The organism is Vicinamibacterales bacterium (genome assembly GCA_035699745.1).
Taxonomy (GTDB): Bacteria; Acidobacteriota; Vicinamibacteria; order Vicinamibacterales; family 2-12-FULL-66-21; genus JAICSD01.
In genome coordinates, this window is record DASSPH010000106.1 from 1 (window position 1) to 18454 (window position 18454).

At 70.9% G+C, this 18454-nt stretch carries 18 protein-coding genes and 1 riboswitch; of the genes, 3 read left to right on the plus strand and 15 right to left on the minus strand.

All coding sequences use genetic code 11. From position 1 onward, the window contains the following. The first annotated feature begins 352 nt into the window (after positions 1-352). Complete coding sequence (locus tag VFK57_24220) at positions 353-1228, plus strand: TRAP transporter TatT component family protein (GenBank protein HET7698846.1); 876 nt, start codon at positions 353-355, stop codon at positions 1226-1228. On the opposite strand, the gene VFK57_24225 is transcribed toward VFK57_24220, so the two are convergent. From VFK57_24225 to VFK57_24240, 4 genes are read right to left on the minus strand one after another with little or no spacing between them, the layout of a single operon-like run. Next, positions 1182-1943 carry a hypothetical protein gene (locus VFK57_24225; protein ID HET7698847.1) on the minus strand — a complete coding sequence of 254 codons (762 nt, stop codon included), beginning with the start codon at positions 1941-1943 and terminating at the stop codon, positions 1182-1184. The two genes, VFK57_24220 and VFK57_24225, sit on opposite strands and share 47 nt — an antisense overlap. A gap of 45 nt (positions 1944-1988) precedes the next feature. Then, the gene (locus VFK57_24230; GenBank protein HET7698848.1) at positions 1989-3572 is read right to left on the minus strand and encodes an ATP-dependent DNA ligase; all 1584 of its coding nucleotides are present in this window, start codon (positions 3570-3572) and stop codon (positions 1989-1991) included. Between the two features lie 15 nt (positions 3573-3587). After that, the gene (locus VFK57_24235; protein ID HET7698849.1) at positions 3588-4610 is read right to left on the minus strand and encodes a ligase-associated DNA damage response exonuclease; all 1023 of its coding nucleotides are present in this window, start codon (positions 4608-4610) and stop codon (positions 3588-3590) included. Between the two features lie 13 nt (positions 4611-4623). Next, a complete protein-coding gene (locus VFK57_24240) occupies positions 4624-5943 on the minus strand; it encodes a hypothetical protein (GenBank protein HET7698850.1) in 1320 nt (439 codons plus the stop codon). A gap of 30 nt (positions 5944-5973) precedes the next feature. Between VFK57_24240 and VFK57_24245 the strand changes: the two genes are divergently transcribed. After that, positions 5974-7152 carry a hypothetical protein gene (locus VFK57_24245; protein HET7698851.1) on the plus strand — a complete coding sequence of 393 codons (1179 nt, stop codon included), beginning with the start codon at positions 5974-5976 and terminating at the stop codon, positions 7150-7152. Here VFK57_24245 and VFK57_24250 read toward each other — a convergent pair. Genes VFK57_24250 through VFK57_24270 form a run of 5 tightly spaced genes read right to left on the minus strand, consistent with a single transcriptional unit; the run spans position 7136 to position 12019 of the window. Next, positions 7136-7678 carry a DUF1440 domain-containing protein gene (locus VFK57_24250; GenBank protein ID HET7698852.1) on the minus strand — a complete coding sequence of 181 codons (543 nt, stop codon included), beginning with the start codon at positions 7676-7678 and terminating at the stop codon, positions 7136-7138. The genes VFK57_24245 and VFK57_24250 overlap by 17 nt on opposite strands. Further along, the gene (asd, locus tag VFK57_24255) at positions 7650-8768 is read right to left on the minus strand and encodes an aspartate-semialdehyde dehydrogenase (protein HET7698853.1); all 1119 of its coding nucleotides are present in this window, start codon (positions 8766-8768) and stop codon (positions 7650-7652) included. Before asd ends, VFK57_24250 begins: the two co-directional genes overlap by 29 nt. Beyond that, positions 8765-9955 carry a PLP-dependent aspartate aminotransferase family protein gene (locus VFK57_24260; protein HET7698854.1) on the minus strand — a complete coding sequence of 397 codons (1191 nt, stop codon included), beginning with the start codon at positions 9953-9955 and terminating at the stop codon, positions 8765-8767. Before VFK57_24260 ends, asd begins: the two co-directional genes overlap by 4 nt. Then, positions 9906-10682, minus strand: coding sequence for a hypothetical protein (locus tag VFK57_24265; protein HET7698855.1), 777 nt, complete (start codon positions 10680-10682; stop codon positions 9906-9908). The genes VFK57_24260 and VFK57_24265 overlap by 50 nt, the downstream gene beginning before the upstream one ends. Continuing rightward, positions 10676-12019, minus strand: coding sequence for a homoserine dehydrogenase (locus tag VFK57_24270; protein ID HET7698856.1), 1344 nt, complete (start codon positions 12017-12019; stop codon positions 10676-10678). The genes VFK57_24265 and VFK57_24270 overlap by 7 nt, the downstream gene beginning before the upstream one ends. A 105-nt stretch (positions 12020-12124) precedes the next feature. Beyond that, positions 12125-12241: riboswitch (SAM riboswitch) on the minus strand. Between the two features lie 88 nt (positions 12242-12329). Between VFK57_24270 and VFK57_24275 the strand changes: the two genes are divergently transcribed. After that, complete coding sequence (locus VFK57_24275; GenBank protein HET7698857.1) at positions 12330-12959, plus strand: LysE family translocator; 630 nt, start codon at positions 12330-12332, stop codon at positions 12957-12959. Here VFK57_24275 and VFK57_24280 read toward each other — a convergent pair. Genes VFK57_24280 through VFK57_24305 form a run of 6 tightly spaced genes read right to left on the minus strand, consistent with a single transcriptional unit; the run spans position 12913 to position 18424 of the window. Further along, positions 12913-13299, minus strand: a complete 387-nt coding sequence (locus VFK57_24280; GenBank protein HET7698858.1) for a hypothetical protein — start codon at positions 13297-13299, stop codon at positions 12913-12915. The genes VFK57_24275 and VFK57_24280 overlap by 47 nt on opposite strands. Before the next feature lie 46 nt (positions 13300-13345). After that, positions 13346-14236: a serine/threonine-protein kinase gene (locus VFK57_24285; GenBank protein HET7698859.1), complete on the minus strand. Its 891-nt coding sequence runs from the start codon at positions 14234-14236 to the stop codon at positions 13346-13348. Beyond that, positions 14233-14961: a sigma factor gene (locus VFK57_24290; protein HET7698860.1), complete on the minus strand. Its 729-nt coding sequence runs from the start codon at positions 14959-14961 to the stop codon at positions 14233-14235. The genes VFK57_24285 and VFK57_24290 overlap by 4 nt, the downstream gene beginning before the upstream one ends. A 9-nt stretch (positions 14962-14970) precedes the next feature. Further along, a complete protein-coding gene (locus VFK57_24295; GenBank protein HET7698861.1) occupies positions 14971-15942 on the minus strand; it encodes an MBL fold metallo-hydrolase in 972 nt (323 codons plus the stop codon). Positions 15943-15972: 30 nt separating this feature from the next. After that, on the minus strand, positions 15973-17055 hold the full coding sequence (locus tag VFK57_24300) for an aminotransferase class I/II-fold pyridoxal phosphate-dependent enzyme (GenBank protein HET7698862.1): 1083 nt from the start codon (positions 17053-17055) through the stop codon (positions 15973-15975). Positions 17056-17059: 4 nt separating this feature from the next. Beyond that, on the minus strand, positions 17060-18424 hold the full coding sequence (locus VFK57_24305; protein HET7698863.1) for an amino acid permease: 1365 nt from the start codon (positions 18422-18424) through the stop codon (positions 17060-17062). Positions 18425-18454: the final 30 nt, after the last annotated feature.

Genomic DNA, 18454 nt, shown 5'->3' on the forward strand with positions numbered 1-18454 from the left:
CGATCTCTGGCACGCCCTGCACACGCCGGATCCGGAACCGACATCGACCCGGCGGCGTCGCCCCCCGTCAGGAGGCCGCGACGAACTGAGGCTCGTCCCCTCGCCGATCTGTCGGATTTTCAACCGGCGGAACTGTCGGATTTTGGGCCGGCGTTGACACCCTGCCCGACAGCGAGCGAAGCGAGTCCCGTTCCACGCTGCCCGACACCGAGCGAAGCGACTGTCCCTGTCCCTACCCGACGGGGAGCGAAGCGACTGTCCCTGTCCCTGCCCGACAGCGAGCGGAGCGAGCCCGTTCCACCCCGCCCGACAGGGAGCGAAGCGACCCTCCAATGCGGTACGCTAACGGCGCATGGTGGCGAGGCCTGCGCTGGTTCTGGCGCTTGTGGTGGCGGCGACGGCGTGTTCCCCGCGGCAGCTTGCGATCAACCGGATGGCGTCGGCACTGGCGTCCGCGAGCGTCGTATACGAGAACGACAACGATCCCGAGTTCGTCCGGCTGGCGGCGCCGTCGACGCTGAAGACGGTCGAGATGCTGCTCAAGGATTCGCCCTCGAATCCGCAGCTCCTGCTGACCGCCTGCCGCGGGTTCACCCAATATGCGTACGGATTCCTCCACATCGAGGCCGAGGTCCGCGCCCCGGATGCCGCGGCGGCGAGCGAGTTGCGGACCCGGGCGGCGCGCATGTATCAGCGCGCCCGCGGCTACTGTCTGCGCGGGCTCGCGCTTCGCCATTCGGGGATGACCCCCGCGACGCTCGGCAGCGACCCCGCCGCCGCGTTGGCGGATACGACGGTGCCGGACGTCCCGTGGCTCTACTGGACGGCGGCCTCCTGGGGGGCGGAGCTGTCGCTCGCGCCGAACCAGCTCGCCCGCGTGACGGAGCTGGCGAGCGTGCGCGCGCTGCTCAATCGCGCGCGGGCGCTCGACGATCGGTGGGAGAGCGGCGCGATTCACGAGGCGCTGATTGCGTTCGACGGGCTGCCGCCGATGCTCGGCGGATCGCCGGCCGCGGCGCGGGCCGACTTCGATCGGGCGATGGAATTGTCAGGAGGGAAGTCGATCTTCGCCTACGTCGCATTCGCCGCGACGGTCGCCGATCCGGCGGAGAAGAAGAAGCTGCTCGAAGCGGCCGTGGCGATCGATGCGGCGGCGCTGACGTCGCGCCGCCTCACCAACCTCATCGCCCAGCGGTATGCGCGGGCGCTTCTGACCGCGCCGCGGTGATCCGCACCGGACGGCCGTTCACCGACTCGTAGTCGTAGAGGACCTGCAGCTTGGAGGTCCCGACCATCTTCACTTTCGCAACCGTCTCGGTGGCGATCGGCACGCGCACGCCGCCGATCCGCGCGTAGCGGCGGACGATGTTCACGAGGCTGGTCCAGAACGAGGGGTTCTTGGCCAGCTTCCCCTCGACGCGCAGCAGATCGCCGCCGTCGTCCAGCACCGCGCGCCCGTCGACGAGCAGGACGTCGTCCCGCTTCGGCTTGATCTGGACGACCCGCGTGCCGTCGACGTCGCGGCCGGCCTCGGTGAATTCGTAGTTCGCGGCGGTGAGCTCACCCTTGGCGGTGTTGCCGCTGTTCACCAGCTCCTGCTCGCGCTGCAGCATCGATCGCAGCACCTTGCCGCGCACCGTCTCCGAGCCGCGCTCCGACACGACCTCGTAGGTGAAGCGGCCATCCTTCAACTCGGTCCAGGCCTCGAGCCACGCCTCGTGCTTCCCCTTGTCGGTCGAGGCGTGCATGCGGCGGTACGCCCGGTACTGCTGCAGGGGCGTGTCGTCGCGGCCGAGGACGTTGTCGAAGCCATTGCCGGGCGCCGGTTCGCTGGCCGGGACGACGGTCGAGCCGGCCAGAAGTGTGAAAGCGGCGACACACACCGCGAGGCTGCGGGTTTTCCCCCACCGCAGGCTGGCTGTCTGTGAGTGTTGGCGTCGCATCTCAGTCCCCGGCCACCCGAGTCGCAAGAAGCGTGCTCAGGACGCTCAGCCCATGAGTTTGCGCAGGATGTCGAGCGTGTCCGCCTCGGCTGCCGGTTTGTCGGGGCGCCGCCGCAGCATGCGCGGAAACCGGACCGCGAGGCCGCTCTTGTGGCGCGTGGACGGCGCGATCGCCTCGAATCCGAGCTCGAACACCTGACTGGGCTCGACGGCGCGGACCGGACCGTGCCGCTCGAGGGTGTGCCGGCGGATCCACTTGTCCATCTCCTCGATCTCCGCGTTCGAGAGCCCGGAGTACGCCTTGGCCACCGGCACCAGGTGCCCGTTGTCCCACACGCCGAACGTGTAGTCGGTGAGCAGGCTTGCCCGGCGCCCGTTCCCCGGCTGGGCGTACATCAGCACGGCGTCGACGGTCAGCGGATCGATCTTCCACTTCCACCAGGCGCCTTTGCGCCGTCCGACGCCGTACGCGGAGTCGCGGCGCTTGAGGATGAACCCCTCGACCCCCCGTTCGCGCGACTGCCGCCGCAACTGTCCGAGTTCCTGCCAGCTCGAGAACAGAACTTCCTCCGAGATCCGGAGGACCGAGTGGCCGGCTACCAGGCGCGCCAGGGCGTCGCGGCGGAACTGCAGGGGCCGCGCACGAACGTCCGTGCCGTCGAGCTCCAGCACGTCGTAGGTCACGAATACCACCGGCACCGTGCGCATCACCTGAGCGATCTGCTTCTGCCGGCCGATGCGCTGCTGCAGCGCGGAGAACGGCATCGGCCGGTCGTCCTTGAAGGCCAGCACTTCGCCGTCGAGCACGGTGCCGTCTGGCAGGCGGGTGGCGGCCGCGGTGATCTCCGGGAAGCGCTGCGTGATCAGCTCTTCACCGCGCGACCAGAGCCACGTGCCGCCGGCGCGCCGGATCAGCTGCGCGCGGATGCCGTCCCACTTCCATTCGACGATCCATCCGGATGGGTCCCCGAGCGCATCCGGATCCCCCTCGAGCGGCGACGCGAGATGGAAGGGATAGGGCTGCGACGCATCGCCGGCACGCTCCGCGGCGGTCACGGACGTGAACCACTCGGCCGACGGCCACCAGTCGCCCATCAGCCGCGCCGCGACGATTGTCGGTTGGGTGCCGGCCGCGCTCGCCAGCGCGCGCACGACGAGCGTGTGCGAGACGCCGACCCTGAACTCGCCGGTGAGCAGCTTGTTCAGGAGGAAGCGCTCGCCGCGCGGAAGTCCGAGCCACCATCGAATCACCATCGATCGCTGCGCAGACGGATCCGCGGACTGCAGCGGCAACAGCCGCTCCTCGACCCACGTCGCCAGCGGGAGATCCGGTTCCGGCGGACCCGGCGGGACCGCATCCAGCGCGAGCGCGACCAGCTCGCCGAAGTCGCCGGCTGCCGAATAGCATTCGCCCATCAGCCAGTCCGGAATCCCGGTGACCTCCTGCGACCACTCGCGCAGACCCGCCGACGGCACCACGCGCTTGAGCCGCCGCCCGGTGAGGAAGAACACCGCCCACGCGGCATCCGCCGGCGGAGCGGCGCGGAAGTACTCGACCAGGGCGGCGACCTTCGCGTTCGTCGAGGTGGTGCGGTCGAGCGACTCGTAGAGGAAGGCGAACTGGTTCATTTCCCCAACGCCCGGTTAACTCCCTTCGCCCGAATCGACAGCGTCACCCAGTTCCCCTGCTTCGCCTTCGAAACGCGTGCGGATGATCCCGGTCTCGAGGCCGCGGGTTTCGGCGAGGTAGCGCGCGAGCGCCTCGGACCAGCCGTGCGTGACGAGAACGCGTGAGGCGCCTGTGTCTTCGATCGTCGCCAGCAGCGCCCTCCAGTCCGCGTGATCGGACAGGACGAAGCCGCGATCGAACGCGCGCTGGCGGCGCACGCCGCGCACGCGCATGAGACCGGACGCGAACCCCACCGAGGCGCCGGGCAGCCGGCGCATCCACGGCGTGCCGCGGGCCGACAGCGGCGCGAGCACGAGCGCGCGCGCCAGCGCCTTGCCGCGCATGCTCTCGGTGACGCGCTCGGTCGCCGCCATCGCGACGCCGGATTCACGGTAGGCGTCGGTCATCGCCGCCATCGCGCCGTGCAGATGGATCGGCGCATCGGCCGTCTCGCGCAGCTCGGCGAGGATGCGCTGCGCCTTGCCGAGCACGTAGCAGAACACCACCGACGGACGGTCCTGGTCGCGGTTCTCCCGCCACCAGGCGAGGATCTCCTCGACGACCGCCGCGCCCGGATCCCAGGTGTAGATCGGCAGACCGAAGGTCGCCTCGGTGATGAACGTATGGCAGCGTACCGGCTCGAACGGCGCGCACGTCGGGTCCGGCTGCCGCTTGTAGTCCCCCGACACCACCCACACCTCGCCCCTGTGCTCGACACGCACCTGCGCCGAGCCGAGGATGTGTCCGGCGGGATGGAAGGAGACGTGCGCGTCGCCGATCGCGCGGCGCTCGCCGTAGTCGAGCGTCTCGATGTGCGCCTCGGGCAGCCGCCGCCGCAGCACCGCCGCACCCGGTGCCGCGCACAGGTACGACGCCGCCCCATGGCTCGCGTGATCGCTGTGCGCGTGGGTGATCACCGCGCGCTCGACCGGACCCCACGGATCGACGTGGAAATCGCCGGCGGCGCAGAACAGTCCGGCGGGAGAAGACGCAATCATGGGGCCGCGGCTCTCACGGCGCGAGCGCCCGCGAGTCGGGCGGCGCGCGCCTCGCGCTCCTCAGCACGGCAGCCACCCTCGGGACCATCAGCAGCATTGCCGCGGCGACCACGCCGAACTCGACCCACACCACCGGCGCCGGCACGAACCAGCGGTGTCCGGACTTCGACAGGTGCCAGACGATGTAGACGGGGATCACCGAATACGTCCACACCACGAGCGGCAGCGCCGCGCGGGTGAAGAGGAACGGGGTGAAGTAGAGCAGATACCACGGGTAGATCACCGGCGCGGCGGCCAGCGACACCGCCATCGGCCACGCCCACGCCGCCGGATCGTCGGCGCCGCGGCGGTAGCGCATCCACGCCGCCACCGCGAGACCGGCGGCGAGCGCGAAGCCCGCCGCCTTCTGCGGATCGAACGTCAGCGCGAGCCACTTGAACAGCGGTCCGTTGAAACGGATGAACGCCACCACGTTCGGCACCGCCCCGAGCGGCAGCATGCCGGCCGAGCGGAACGGGTAGTAAAGGGCCGCGAGGACCAGCGCCGCCGCCGCGGCGTCGCGGACGCGGATGCGCTTCCAGTAGAGCGGCACCAGGACGATCGGCAGCAGCTTCGTCGCCACCGCCAGCACGAAGGCGATCGACGCCCGCATCGGACGTCCCGTGCTCAGCATCCATGCGGAGATCGCGATCCACAACGCCCCGAGCGCGTCGATGTGGCCGCTGTGCGCCACTTCCAGGATCACCAGCGGATTCCAGGCGTAGACCAGCGCGAGCCAGGGCGATCGGTTCGTGTCCCGCAGCCACGCGATCAGCACCCAGATCGTCAGCAGATCGCACAGGACCAGCGCCCACTTCATCGCTCGCGACGACTCCCACACCGTGACCACGGCGCGGAAGAACAGCTGCGCCGCCGCGGGATACGGCGTGCGCGCGCGCCGGCTCGGCATCTTCGCTGTTTCCTCGGTGTGGGTATGCGCCACCGCCGGATCCGCCGGCACCACCTCGAACGGGTTGTAGCCGAGGCGCTGCAGCCGGCCGTCGTAGACATAGCGGACCATGTCGTTGTCGGCGCCCACCTTGGGCGCGGCCAGCGGGATGCGGAACGCCGCCGCCAGGACGAGCGCGATCGCCAGCAGCCGCGGCAGCCGTGCGGCCCCGGCGTCCGCGCCGCTCATCGGCCCGAGCAGTTGTCTGAGAAGCAGGACGTAGACGACGCAGGGGACGGCGCTCAAGGCGAAGAACAGCGGCGATCCGAGCGGAGCCTGCGATACCGCCAGCGCGATCAGGGCGGCCAGCGTCGCGGCGCCGCCCCTGACGATGATGAGGCGCATTGGCAGTAGTATTGAACGGCAGACGCCGCGATGAGAAGCCAACTGCTTCGTCCGTTCCTGGCACTGGTCCTCGCCGCCGCGCCGGCGGCGGCACAGACCGCCACACCCGCCGCCCCGGCGCCCGGCGAGGAGCCGTCACTGGTCGATCGCCTCAAGGAGCCGGATCAAGCCGGCGGCCTCCACTTCACCGAGCACTGGGCGGTGGTCTTCGGCGGCATCAAGCAGGGGTCCGGCATCGCGCTCGGTCCGGCCTGGAGCACGAAATTCGCGGACGGCGGCTTTCTCCAGGTCAAAGGCGTCTACTCGATCCGCGACTTCAAGCTGCTGCAGCTTCGCTACGACACGCGGCGGTTCTGGAACGATCGCGGGATTGCGATCACGCGTCTGCGCTGGCAGGACGCGCCGGAATTGAAGCTCTATCAGTTCGGCATCGACTCCCCGGATCGGCACACCGACTACGCCGAGCGCAAGACCGAGGGAAGCACGCTGGTGATCCTCAAACCGACGCCGCACGTCCGCGCCACTGCCGGATTCGGCCTGGAGCGCTATCGCACCGGCGTCGACGACCTTGCGGCGCTGTACGACCCGGCGCTGCTGGCATCGCTCACCTCGCTCGGGTTGACGCTTGCGCCTCCCGGCCTCGGCACGCGGCCGCTCTTCGCCCACACGGTGGGCTCGCTCGGCTACGACACGCGCCTCTCGCCCGACTACACGCGCGGCGGGCAGTGGTTCGACGGCGAGCTGCACCTGTTCAGCGACGTCCGCGGCAACGAAGACTCGTTCGGGCGATTCGAAGGGAATGCCGAACAGTTCGTGCCGACGTTCGGCGGCCAGGGGGTCGTTGGCTTGTACGCCCGCACCTGGTTGTCGCTTGCGGATGCCGGGACGACCGTGCCGTTTTATCTGATGCCCTCGCTCGGCGGCGGCACCGTGCTCCGCGCGTTCCCGACCTACCGTTTCCGCGACCGCCACGCGCTGCTGCTCGCGGCCGACTATCGCTGGGCGGTTCACGCCATGGCCGACGTCGTCGTGACCTACGAGGCGGGGAAGGTGGCGCGGCGCGTCGGCGATCTGAGTCTCGACGACATGGCGCACTCGATCGCGATCGGGATCCGGGCGCACACCGACAAGGCCGGTCTGTTCCGCGCCGACCTCGCGCACGGCCGCGAGGGCTGGGGCTTTCGAATCGGCTTCAGCGCCGGAAGCTAGCGACCACGCAGCGGCGCACCACTTCCGTGGCCGCGCCGTAGATCAGATGGCTCGCCAGGCCGGTCGCATGATCCTGCAGCGGGTAGGCTGACGGCGCCTTCGCCAGTCCGGTCGCCGGCATCCCCATTTCGTCCGCGATCAGCCAGACCGTCGCGCCGAACGGCACGCCGCCCCATGCGGTGATGTCCCGCGTCCGCGCTGCCGCGGCGCCGTAGATGGCGCCGACCGCGCCGCCGAACGCGTAGTGGATCGCCGCGCCGGCCGCGGGCTTGTCGTCCGGCGGGAGCGTCCGTCCGGTCGTCGCCACCGCGAGGACGTCGGCCGCCTTGTAGGTGGCCGGCTCGGACTGCGGTTTTCGATACTGCTGCCCGCCCGCGCCGGGCGCACCGCCGATGTCGTGGGAAATCTTCCCCAGCGTCCGCTGGAATCGCTCCATCGCGAACGCGCCCAGCAGGCCGCCGATCAACCCGCCGATGACATTGAGAGCGGCGGTATTCTCACGCCGTTCCCACCTCTGCCGTCGCATAGCCGGTCCTCCCGGCGGGAGCAGACGCAAGTCTCGGGCCCAGGCCGCGGGCCACCAGCAGTTCGGCATTGAGCAGCGCCGCCCCGGCGGCGCCGCGGACGACGTTGTGTCCCATGGCGACGAGCTTGTAGCCGAGGATCGGGCATGGACGCACGCGCCCCACGTGCACCGGCATGCCGCGTCCGGTCGCCACGTCGAGCCGCGGCTGCGGACGATCCTGCGCGGTGTGCAGGATGATCGCCTGCTCCGGCGCGGTCGGGAGGCGCCGCTCCTGCGGTTCGGCCGTGAACTGTTCGAGCGCGGCCGCAAGTTCCTCGAGGGATGGCCGCGCCGCCAGCTCGATCGACATCACCGCGGTATGTCCATCCGGCACCGGCACTCTCGTCGTCGTGGCGCTGACCGTGAAGCCGGCGGGTTCAATGGCGCTGCGATTGAAGCGTCCCAGGATCTTGAGGGTCTCCGTCTCGATCTTTTCTTCCTCGCCGCCGCCGATGTAGGGGATGACGTTGCCGAGCGCGTCGAGCGAGGCGACGCCCGGATAGCCCGCGCCCGACAGCGCCTGCAGCGTGGTCACCGTCACGCGTTTCGGCTCGAACTGTCGCACCGCGCCGAGCACCATCGCGATGACGATAGTGGAGCAGTTCGGGTTGGTGACGATGCCGCCGCTCCAGCCGCGCGCCGTCCGCTGCGGCTCCAGCAGCCCGACGTGATCCGGATTCACCTCGGGGATCAACAGGGGCACGAGCGGATCCATCCGGTGATTGCGCGCGTTGCTGACGACCAGCCGCCCGCTCCGCGCGAACGCGATCTCCGCGTCTCCGGCGACCGACGCGTCCAGTGCGGAAAACAGCAGCTCCGGCGCCTCCGATACGGCCTCGAGCGGCGCGATGGTGAGATCGGCGGCATCGGCGGACGGCGGCGACGCGAGCCGCCACGGCATGTCCCCATACCGCTTGCCGGCGGACCGCTCGCTCGCCGCGACCCACGTGAGACGGAACCACGGATGGTCCTTCAGCAGGTTGATGAAATGCTGACCGACCACGCCGGTCGCGCCCAGGACGCCGACGTCGATTCTTGGGGTTGTACTCATACAGCTACAGTATCCACCGTCACTGCCGCGGCGCGCGCCTGTTCGATGGCGTCGAGCCCTTCGAGGAGATCGGCGACCAGGTCACGCTGATGCTCGCACCCGGTCGAGAGTCGGATCAGCGTGTCCGACAGTCCGAGCCTGGCCCGTTCCTCCGCCGGAATCGACGCGTGCGTCATGCGCGCCGGATGACAGACCAGCGCCTTGACGCCGCCGAGGCTCTCACCGAGCGCGAAGAAGCGGCGCGACGACACGAACGAGACGACCTCCTCGACGCTGCCGTCGAGCTCGAACGAGACCATCCCGCCAAAGCCGGTCATCTGACGCTTGGCGATCTCGTGGCCGGGATGCTCGGGCAGGCCGGGGAAGTAGACGCGGCGCACGAGCGGATGATCCTTCAGCGCCGCGGCGATCGCCGCGGCGTTGTCGGCGTGCCGTTGCATGCGCAGCTCCAGCGTCTTGAGGCCCCGCAGCGTGAGCCAGCAGTCGAACGGCGACGGAACGGCGCCGGTCGCGTTCTGCAGGAACTTCACCGGTTCGAACACCGCGGCGTCCTTCGCCAGCACCGCGCCCTGGATCACATCGGAGTGGCCGGCGAGGTACTTCGTCACGCTGTGCACGACGAGATCGGCGCCGAGCTGGAACGGCTGCTGGAACAGCGGCGACGCGAAGGTGTTGTCGACCACGAGCAGCGCGCCGGCGGCATGCGCGGCCTGCGCGATCGCGGCGATGTCGTAGATCAGGAGCCGCGGATTGGTCGGCGACTCGATCCATACCAGCCGGGTCTTCGGCGTCAGCGCCGCCTCGAGCGCGCCGGGCTGGCTGAGATCGATCTGGCGGATGACACAGCCGTTCGGCTGGAACACCTTGTTCAGGATCCGGTAGGTGCCGCCATAGACGTCGAGCGGGATGACGATCTCGTCGCCCGGTTTCAGATAGGCCTGGAGAATCGCGTTCTCGGCGGCGAGCCCCGATCCGAACGTCGCGCAGTACTTCACCCCTTCGAGCTCCGCCAGCACCGCCTCGAGCCGCGCCCGCGTCGGGTTGTTGGTGCGCGAGTAGTCGAAGCCGCGGTTCACCCCGGGCTCGTCCTGCTCGTAGGTGGACGTCTGGAAGATCGGCGCGATCAGCGAACCGGTCTCAGGCTCCGACGGCTGCGCGGCGTGGATCGTCTTGGTGGCGAATTCCATGATGCTGACTCCTCAGATGGGTGACGGGTGCCGCAGCATCCATGCTGCGAATGACGATGTGAAGCTGTGCCGCCGCGGCGGCGGCGAGCGCCGCGCGCTGCACCAGATCGCAGCCGGCGTCCGCCATCGCGAGCGCCTCCGCGATCGACAGGTCGTGAATCGGCCGGGCATCGGCGTGGCGATGCGGATCGGCCGTGAAGTAGCCGGGAACGTCCTTGATCAGTTCGCAGGCGTCGGCGCGGATCGCCGCGGCGAGCAGCACGGCGGTGAGATCCGACCCGCCGCGTCCGAGCGAGGCGATGGCCCCGCCCGGACTGACGCCGAGGAACCCGGGAACGATGACGATGCGTGAGGCTGCGAGCGCGGCGAGAAGACGGAGTGGGCGGACGGTGGTGGTGGCGCGATCGGGACAGGCGACCAGTCCCGTCTGGTGGACGTTGAACGGGATCGCGGAGACGCCGAGCCTGTGCAGGTGCAGCGTGAGCAGCGCCACGGAGCGCAGCTCGCCCGTACACCACAACAAGTCGAGCGCGCCCGCGTCGGGCTCTCCGGCAATCGCCGCCGCTTCGGCGAGCAGGGCGTCCGTCTGGCCGTACTGCGCCGAGACGATCACGACGAGCTTCTCGTCCGGACGCTGCGCGAGGCGCGACTGAAGGAAACCGGCGGTCGCGGCATACGACTCACCATCGCGCAGAACCGATCCTCCGATCTTGAGGACGCTCAGCATGCGGCGCCTCTCTCGGCGCGGCCGGCGGCCGGCGGCGCGTGGTCCTCGATCAAGGCGGGGAATGCTGCGGCGGTCACGCCGAGCGCCGCCTGCAGCGCGTCGAGCGCCGCCGCGACGCGCGACGCCCCCGCGGTGCAGGTGAGTGCGAAGGTGCGATCGCCGTGACGCGCGAGCCCGCGGCACCAGATGCCGTACGAACCCAGCAGGTCCCCGACGTCCGCGTGGCGCGACGGTCCGTCGAGACGCACGAACCACGCCGACTCCGGACGCGCGACGCTCCGCGCCGCGACCGCGGACGCCGCCGACGGCGTGCGCACGCGGCGCTCCGTCACCACCTCCGCCACGTCGTCCAGCAGCGTGGCGGCGGTGACGTCGGGACCGGCGCCCGGTCCGATGTACGCCTGCGAGCCGGCGTCCGACCGGATCTCGATCCCGTTGGTGACGCCGGAGACGCGCGACAGCGCATGGCTGCCGCCGAGGAACGCGGGCCCGACGAATGCGTGCACCCGATCGCCGTGCCACGACGCATACGACACCGGCCGGATCGCGCCGCCGAACGCCGCGGCCGCGGCGATGTCGCCGGCTTCGACCGCGCCGATGCCTGCCGTCGGGATCGACCCCGGCGAGACCAGGAGCCGGCCGAAGAGGCGCAGCAGGATGGTCAGCTTCTCCGCCGCATCCGCGCCGCTGATGTCCATCGTCGGGTCCGGCTCGGCGAGACCGAGCCGCTGCGCGTCGGCCAGCGCCGCGGCGAACGGCGTGCCGCCGGCCATCGCGGTGAGGATCGCGTTCGAGGTGCCGTTGAGGATCGCGGTGATCCCCGATGCCGCCGATCCGAGCGGACGCCGCTCGAACATGCCGAGAAACGGCACGCCGGCGATGCAGCTCGCCTCGAACCGCAGCGCCGTGCCCCGGCGCCGCGCGACCTGCGACAGCGCTTCGCCGTGCGCGGCGATCAGCGACTTGTTGGCGGTGATCACCGGGATGCCGCGATCGAGCGCATGCCGTACCAGCGAGAAGGCGGGTTCGACGCCGCCGAGCGCTTCGACGACGACGTCCACCGGCTCGGCGAAGAAGTCCTCGGCCGTTGCGGTGATGCGGTTGGTGAACGCCGCGGCCGGCCGCGGCCGGCCGAGGCTGCGCACGAGCGCGACGGAGACCGACGGCGCGAAGCCGCGGGTTGCGAGCGCGGCGCCGGCGCTGCGCGTCAGGCGCGCGAACGCGGAACCGACGTTGCCGAGGCCGAGCAGGCCGATGCGGCACGCGGCCGGGCCGCAGCCGGGTTCAACGATTGAGGCAGCCCCGCCGGCCGCCTGGTCGAGCACGGTCGTAGTCACGACGTAACGCTCCGCGGAAACGAACCGGCGATACACGCGTATCGACCTGACGTTCCGCCTGTTATGCGATGAGAGCTTCGGGCCGTTCCTGAAGGAGCGGCCGAGGTTTCATCTTTCCCGGTTATCGGGCAGGAATTAGCACCTTGGCGCGTCTGCGTGAGACGTGGGGCCGGGTTGCTGTGGCTTCGTCGGGCCTGTTCCCTCTGCCACTCTGGATAAATGTCCGCGGCGAGCGCGAACCTGCACAGCGTAGGTCACTCGGTCCGCGACTGTCAAGCGGTGCGCCGGCGCTTATGGTTTGATAAGCGGCGTGGCACTGAACCTCTGGGCGTTCACGGCGATTACCGTGCCGCTGGTCGCGACGCCCGGCGCCTCGACCGCGGTGGTGCTGCGCAACGCCGTCGCCGGCGGGACGCGTGCGGGGCTCGCGACGGCGATCGGCGCCAACGCGGGGTCGGTGTGCTACGGACTGCTGACGGCGTTCGGGGTGTCGGTCGTGCTGCAGCGATGGCCCATGGTCTGGGTCGCGCTGCGGATCGGCGGGACGGCATACCTCGCGTACCTCGGGATCCGGTCGCTGCGCGGCGCGCGGACCGGCACGGCGCCGGCTGCGCTCTCCGCGCCCTCCGCGCCGCCGGTCGCGGCGCCGCCGCTGGCCCGCAGCGCGAGCGAAGGATTCATCACCAACGTCCTGAATCCCTCGATCGCCACGTTCTATCTGGCGATCCTGCCCGACTTCATTCCGCGCGGCGCGCCGTTCGCGGCGAGCGCGCTGACCCTGACCGCGATTCACGTGGCGCTCGCGATCACCTGGCACAGCACGTGGGCGGCGGCCGGCGGCACCCTCGCGGCGATGCTGACACGGCCGCGGCCGCGGCGCACGCTCGACGCGATCAGCGGGATTGCGCTGCTGGCGCTGGCGCTGAAGCTGGCGCTCTGAAGGTCGCGTAGCCGACGATCATGCCGAGGATGCCGCCCGGCAGCATGATCTGCCAGTAGTACGGCGGCTGGCCCGCCAGCTTCTGCATGATCGAGATCGTGAAGGCGAGCGCCAGCCCCACGGCCAGCCCGAACGTGACCGTCGCCGCCATCGACGCGGCGCGCTTGGCGTACCAGCCGATCAGCGCCCCGGTGATGATCCCCTTGATGGTCGAACCGACGACGATGCCGACGATGCCTGCCTTGACCGCGGGATCGTCCGGCGCCGAGACGAGCGCCGAGAGCCCGTCAAGGATGCCGAGCACGCCGCCGAGGACCAGGCCGAGAACAGGTTTGCTCATTGAGACTCCCTCCGTCAGTTCCCATTACACGGCCGCGGCGATTCCTTTAGCGCGCCCAGAACAGCAGCAGCGCCCGCATGGCGAGGTACGCCGCGATTAACGCCAGGGGGGTGCGATAGACGCGCAGCTGACGCGCGGTCCATTCGAGCGGCGACTCGCGGTGTGCGCCCACCGCGGCGCCGTCCATGAAGCGGCGCACGTCGGCGGCGAGCGCGGCCGGGCCGTCGTAGCGCTCCTCCGGGCGGTCGGCGGTCGCGCGGCTCACGATGGAAGCGAGGGGCCGCGGCACCCGCTCGCCGGCCGCCGCGGCGAGATCCCGCAGGATCGCGCCGAGCGCGTAGACGTCGGACCGCCCATCGGCCGCCGCGGTCGCCTGCTCGGGTGCCATGTAACCTTCCGTCCCGCCGCCGGCGCCGCCGCTGTCGCGCTCGCCGCGCGCCAGACCCCAGTCGAGCACGAGCACCTGGCCGTGGGCGCCGACCATGATGTTGGCGGGCTTGAGATCGCGGTGCACGAGGCCGCGGGCGTGCGCGAAGGCGACGGTCTCGCAGATGCGGTCGAAGAGCCGCAGTCGATCGAGGAGCGGCAGCGCCGCGGCCCGCGCGTCGAGGCGCTCGCCGTTGACCAGCATCATCACCGTGAAGACGCGGCCGTCGGGCAGCCGTCCGACGTCGTGGACCGGAACGATTCCGGGGTGCTCGAGGCGCGCGAGGACCCGCGCCTCGGCGTGGAGGCGCTCGGCGTCCGCCGCCGTGGACCATGCGGTGACCTTGATGGCGACGTCCCGATCCAGCTCGCGATCGCGGCCGCGGAAGACGAGGCCCATCCCGCCGCGTCCGATCGGCTCGAGCAGGTCGTAGCGCGTGCCGCTGAAATCCGGCCGGTCGTCGAGCGCGCGCAGCCGGGCGACGGCGGCGTCGGTGATGAAGGCGCTCATGGCGCCGCGGGCGGGTCCACGCCCAGCAGGTCGCGCGCCTCGGCGCGGAACTCCTCGTCGCTGGCGCAGATCGCGCGCAGCAGATCGAGGACGATCTCGCGGAACGCGCGGCGCGCCCAGGCGAGCTCGTTGGTGACGTCCGTCACCGAGCGTCCGATCTCGCGCCCCAGCGCGGCGTAGGTCGGCCGCGGCCCGCGATCGTCCGGGTCGACGTCGTAGCGCGTGAACAGCACGAAGGCGTCCGGATGGTTCTTCTCCGTGCACTGCACGCGCAGCCGCTCCACCGCGCGCGCGAACAGGCCGCGCACCCACTCGCGATGGAACCAGCGCTCGGGATCCGGATCGTCGCTGCGCGCGTGGGCGGCGAGGTCGGCGTCGAAACGCTGGAAATCGACCGCCGCGATCGTCCACCCGCCGCCGCGCTTGAGGCGCGCCGCCGACTTGTCCTGGTTGGCGAGGAAGCCGTCGAGGCACGTGCGCACGAACGTGCGGAAGCGCGCGATCCGCGGATCGTACCGGGCGAGATAGTCGCGCTCGAACGCGCGCGCGAAGAATTCCTGGGTCAGATCCTGCGCGTCTTCCGGACGGCGGCGCCAGCGCAGCCGGATGTAGGCGTAGACCGGCTGCCAGTAGCTCCGCGCCAGCGCCTCGAAGGCCGCCGCGCGCGCGGCAGGGTCGACGCTGGCCAGATCGCGGACGACGGACGGCCGGGTGGCGGGGAACACGGGGACATTCTAAAGGCGCCCGGGCGGACCGGCAGCGAACACCGCCGTTTCGCCGAAGTCGAGCGTGCGGAATGCCTCCGGCGTGACGCCGTGCCGGGCGCGCGCCCGATCCAGCGCGCGCAGCGGCTCGTCGATGGCCTCGTCGGTCAGCTGAAAGGTGCCGAAGTGCATGCCGATGCTGCGGCGCGGCCCGACGTCGAGGTGCGCGCGGACCGCTTCCTCCGGGTTCATGTGGACCGGCGACATGAACCAGCGCGGCTCGTAGGCGCCAATCGGGATCAGCGCCACGTCGATGCCGGGGCAGCGCTCGCCGATCTCCGCGAACTGCGGCGAGTAGCCCGAGTCGCCGGCGAAATAGATCGCCGCGCCGTCGACCCTGACCACGAAGCCGCACCACAGCGTGCTGTCGCGGTCCCACGGCGTGCGCGCCGAGAAGTGCTGCGCCGGCACGCAGGTGATCTCGGCCGCACCGGCGCGCGTCGTCTGCCACCAGTCGAGCTCGGCGGTCCGTCCCGGCGGCACGCCCGGGAGATGGCGGCCGACGCCGAGCGGCGCGACGAACGATGCGGATTCGCGGAACGGGCGCAGCGACGCCGGCTGCAGATGATCGTAGTGGTTGTGGCTGACCAGAACCAGGTCCACCGCCGGCAGATCCCGCGGCGCGATCGCCGGCGGACGCACCCGCGGCGGCCCCAGCCGCCCGAGCGGTCCGGCATGCGAGGTGAACACCGGATCGGTGATGACGACCGTCGACGCGGTACGAATCAGGAACGTCGAGTGGCCGATGAAGGTGACCGCGACCTCGCCGGGAGCGACGCGCGACGGCGGCGCGGGGTGCGGCGAGAGCGCCACGCGGGAGGGCCACGCCGTGCGCTCGCGCGTGCGCATCCACGTGATCACGTCCTTCAGCGGCCGCGCCGAGCGATGGGGATTGAAGAAGCGCCGTCCGTCACAGTGATCGCTGACCGGGTAGAGTGCCACGCCGCTGAGAGCCCTCCGAACGCCTGAGACCTAGGACCGCATGGTCGCGAGGACCGCGGCGACGCGCGCCAGCCCCTCGCGAATGCGGTCCGCTTCACCGCCGTAGCCGAGGCGGAAGTGCGCCGGCGCGTCGAAGAACGCGCCGGGCCCGAGCGCGGTGCGCTGCTCGCGCATCACCCGATCGACGAACGGCCGCGCGTCGGCGACGCCGGCGATGCGCGGAAACACGATCGTGCCGGCGGACGGCGCCCACTCGAGCTCGGGGTGCGACGCCAGGAACGCGTTCGCGAGCGCCTGGTTCGTCGCCAGGATGGCGCGCGCCCGCAGATACAGCGCGTCGAGATGCTCGAACGCCAGCACCGCGAGCCGCTCCGCCACGATCGATCCCGTCCCGTCCACCACATCCCGCGCGCGGCGAAGGCGATACGACAGAGCGGGCGTCGCGATCGTCCATCCGGCGCGCAGGCTCGAGAGGCCGTACGACTTGGTCAGGCTGTTGGTGGTGATGAACACGTCCCCGCGGGCCGCGGCCGGCGCGCCGCCGTCGCCCGTCACGTCGCGATACACCTCGTCGACCAGCACGTGCGCTCCGGCCGACGCCGCGATCCGGCCGACTTCGTCCAGCGCCGACGGCTCCACTGCCGCGCCGGTCGGGTTGTGGGGGTTGGTGATCACGATCAGCCGGGTGCGCGGCGTCATCGCGGCGCGGACGCGTTCCGGATCGACCGCGTAGCCGTCCGCGAACGCGCGATCGAACCGCAGGGTGTTGGCGCCGAACATCCGCGCCGCGCCGAGCAGCGGATCGTATCCAGGCCGCTCCACCAGCACGTCGTCCCCGGGCTCGAGCAGCGCCGCGAAGACCAGGAAGTTCGCGCCGGACGTTCCCCCCGCCGTCGTCACGCGATCCGCATCGACGCCGTAGCGCGCCGCGATGGCGTCGATCAGCGGCTGGTAGCCGTTGTCGTTGGCGCCGCTCAGCGAGAGCGCGTCCGCCGCCGTCGGCAGATCGTCGATCGTACAGGCGAGGATGTTGCTGCCGGCGAGATCGATCTCCGGCACCGGCCGGGTCTTCGCCCACTCCATGTAGGGCGCGTGGTAGCGCAGGGCGGACATGCGTCTACTGTACTTCGGACCGCCTCGGCGATCCGCTGCCGCGCGCATACCAGAAATAGACCGGCACGCCCAGCGCGATGAGCGCCGCGCCCTTCGCGGCCGCGCCCGGAGCGGAGCCGACGACGCTGGCGACGACCAGGGCGGAGATGACGACGAAGGCGATCGGCAGCACCGGATAACCCGGAGTGCGGAACCCGTCCGGCGAGCGGCGGGACAGCGGCAGCGTTCGACGGAACGTGAGTACCGTCAGGACGGTCAGGCCGAAGAAGATCCAGTCGGCGAAGACGACGTAGTTCGTCAGCTGCTCGTACGATCCGGTGAGCGCCAGCACGCAGGACCACGCCGACTGCACGACGATGGCAAGGCCGGGAGTGCCGAAACGCGGATGGAGCGAGGCGAGCGCCGGCACGAACAGCCGGTCCGCGGCCATCGCGTAGTAGACGCGCGTCGGCGCCAGAATCGCGAGATCGAGGAAGCCGAACGTGGAAACCGCGATCGCGGCGCTGATGAACACGTCGCCGCCGGCGCCGAACATCCGTCGCGCCGCGTCGGCCGCCGGCGCCGCGGCGGCGGCCAGTCCGTCGAGCCCCATCGCGCGCAGGAACACGACGTTGACGGTCACGTAGATCAGGATGACCGCCAGCGTCCCCGCGAGCAGCGCCACCGGCAGGTTCCGTTTCGCGTCGGCGATCTCCTCGCCGACGTAGTTGGCGTTCTGCCAGCCGCCGTAGGTGAAGAGAATCGGCACCATGGCGGCGCCGAACGCCACCACCGTGGCCGAGGGACCGGCGACCGTCGCCCGGGCGTCCGTCCACCAGCCCGGGTGGGCGCCGGCGAACAGCGCCGCGCCGATCAGCACCGCGAGCGCCGCGACCTTCAACACCACCAGCACGTTCAGCAGGCGGCTGCCCGGCTTCACGCCGGCGTAATTGACGGCCGAGAGGATCGCGATTGCGGCGATCGCCAGCGGAACGCGCGCCCCGTCCGGCCCTTCGACGAGGCGCAGCGCGTAGGTCGCGAAGGTGATGGCGACCGCTGCGATCGCGCCGGTCTCGATCACGAGCAGCAGCGCCCAGCCATAGAGAAACCCGGCGAGCGGATGCAGTCCGTCCCGCAGGTAGACGTACTGCCCGCCGGCTTTCGGAAAGAGCGCGCCGAGCTCCGCGTAGCTGAACGCGCCGACGAGCGCGATGGCGCCGCCGGCCACCCAGGCGCCGAGAACGAGCAGCGGCGTATCGAGCCGCGCGGCGACGATCGCGGGGGTGACGAAGATGCCTGCGCCCACGATCCCGCCGATCACCACCATCGTCGCGTCGAACCGGCCGAGCGCGCGCTTGAAGTCAGCGGTCAGCGGCTGCCTCCGGCCGATGGCACGAGCGGGTGCGCACCGCGACGATGC

What these genes read in the sequence shown, in the direction of transcription:
- VFK57_24220 (HET7698846.1), top strand. Translation starts at nt 353, where the DNA reads ATGGTGGCGAGGCCTGCGCTGGTTCTGGCGCTTGTGGTGGCGGCGACG.
- VFK57_24225 (HET7698847.1), bottom strand. Translation starts at nt 1,943, where the DNA reads ATGCGACGCCAACACTCACAGACAGCCAGCCTGCGGTGGGGGAAAACC.
- VFK57_24230 (HET7698848.1), bottom strand. Translation starts at nt 3,572, where the DNA reads ATGAACCAGTTCGCCTTCCTCTACGAGTCGCTCGACCGCACCACCTCG.
- VFK57_24235 (HET7698849.1), bottom strand. Translation starts at nt 4,610, where the DNA reads ATGATTGCGTCTTCTCCCGCCGGACTGTTCTGCGCCGCCGGCGATTTC.
- VFK57_24240 (HET7698850.1), bottom strand. Translation starts at nt 5,943, where the DNA reads ATGCGCCTCATCATCGTCAGGGGCGGCGCCGCGACGCTGGCCGCCCTG.
- VFK57_24245 (HET7698851.1), top strand. Translation starts at nt 5,974, where the DNA reads ATGAGAAGCCAACTGCTTCGTCCGTTCCTGGCACTGGTCCTCGCCGCC.
- VFK57_24250 (HET7698852.1), bottom strand. Translation starts at nt 7,678, where the DNA reads ATGCGACGGCAGAGGTGGGAACGGCGTGAGAATACCGCCGCTCTCAAT.
- asd (HET7698853.1), bottom strand. Translation starts at nt 8,768, where the DNA reads ATGAGTACAACCCCAAGAATCGACGTCGGCGTCCTGGGCGCGACCGGC.
- VFK57_24260 (HET7698854.1), bottom strand. Translation starts at nt 9,955, where the DNA reads ATGGAATTCGCCACCAAGACGATCCACGCCGCGCAGCCGTCGGAGCCT.
- VFK57_24265 (HET7698855.1), bottom strand. Translation starts at nt 10,682, where the DNA reads ATGCTGAGCGTCCTCAAGATCGGAGGATCGGTTCTGCGCGATGGTGAG.
- VFK57_24280 (HET7698858.1), bottom strand. Translation starts at nt 13,299, where the DNA reads ATGAGCAAACCTGTTCTCGGCCTGGTCCTCGGCGGCGTGCTCGGCATC.
- VFK57_24285 (HET7698859.1), bottom strand. Translation starts at nt 14,236, where the DNA reads ATGAGCGCCTTCATCACCGACGCCGCCGTCGCCCGGCTGCGCGCGCTC.
- VFK57_24300 (HET7698862.1), bottom strand. Translation starts at nt 17,055, where the DNA reads ATGTCCGCCCTGCGCTACCACGCGCCCTACATGGAGTGGGCGAAGACC.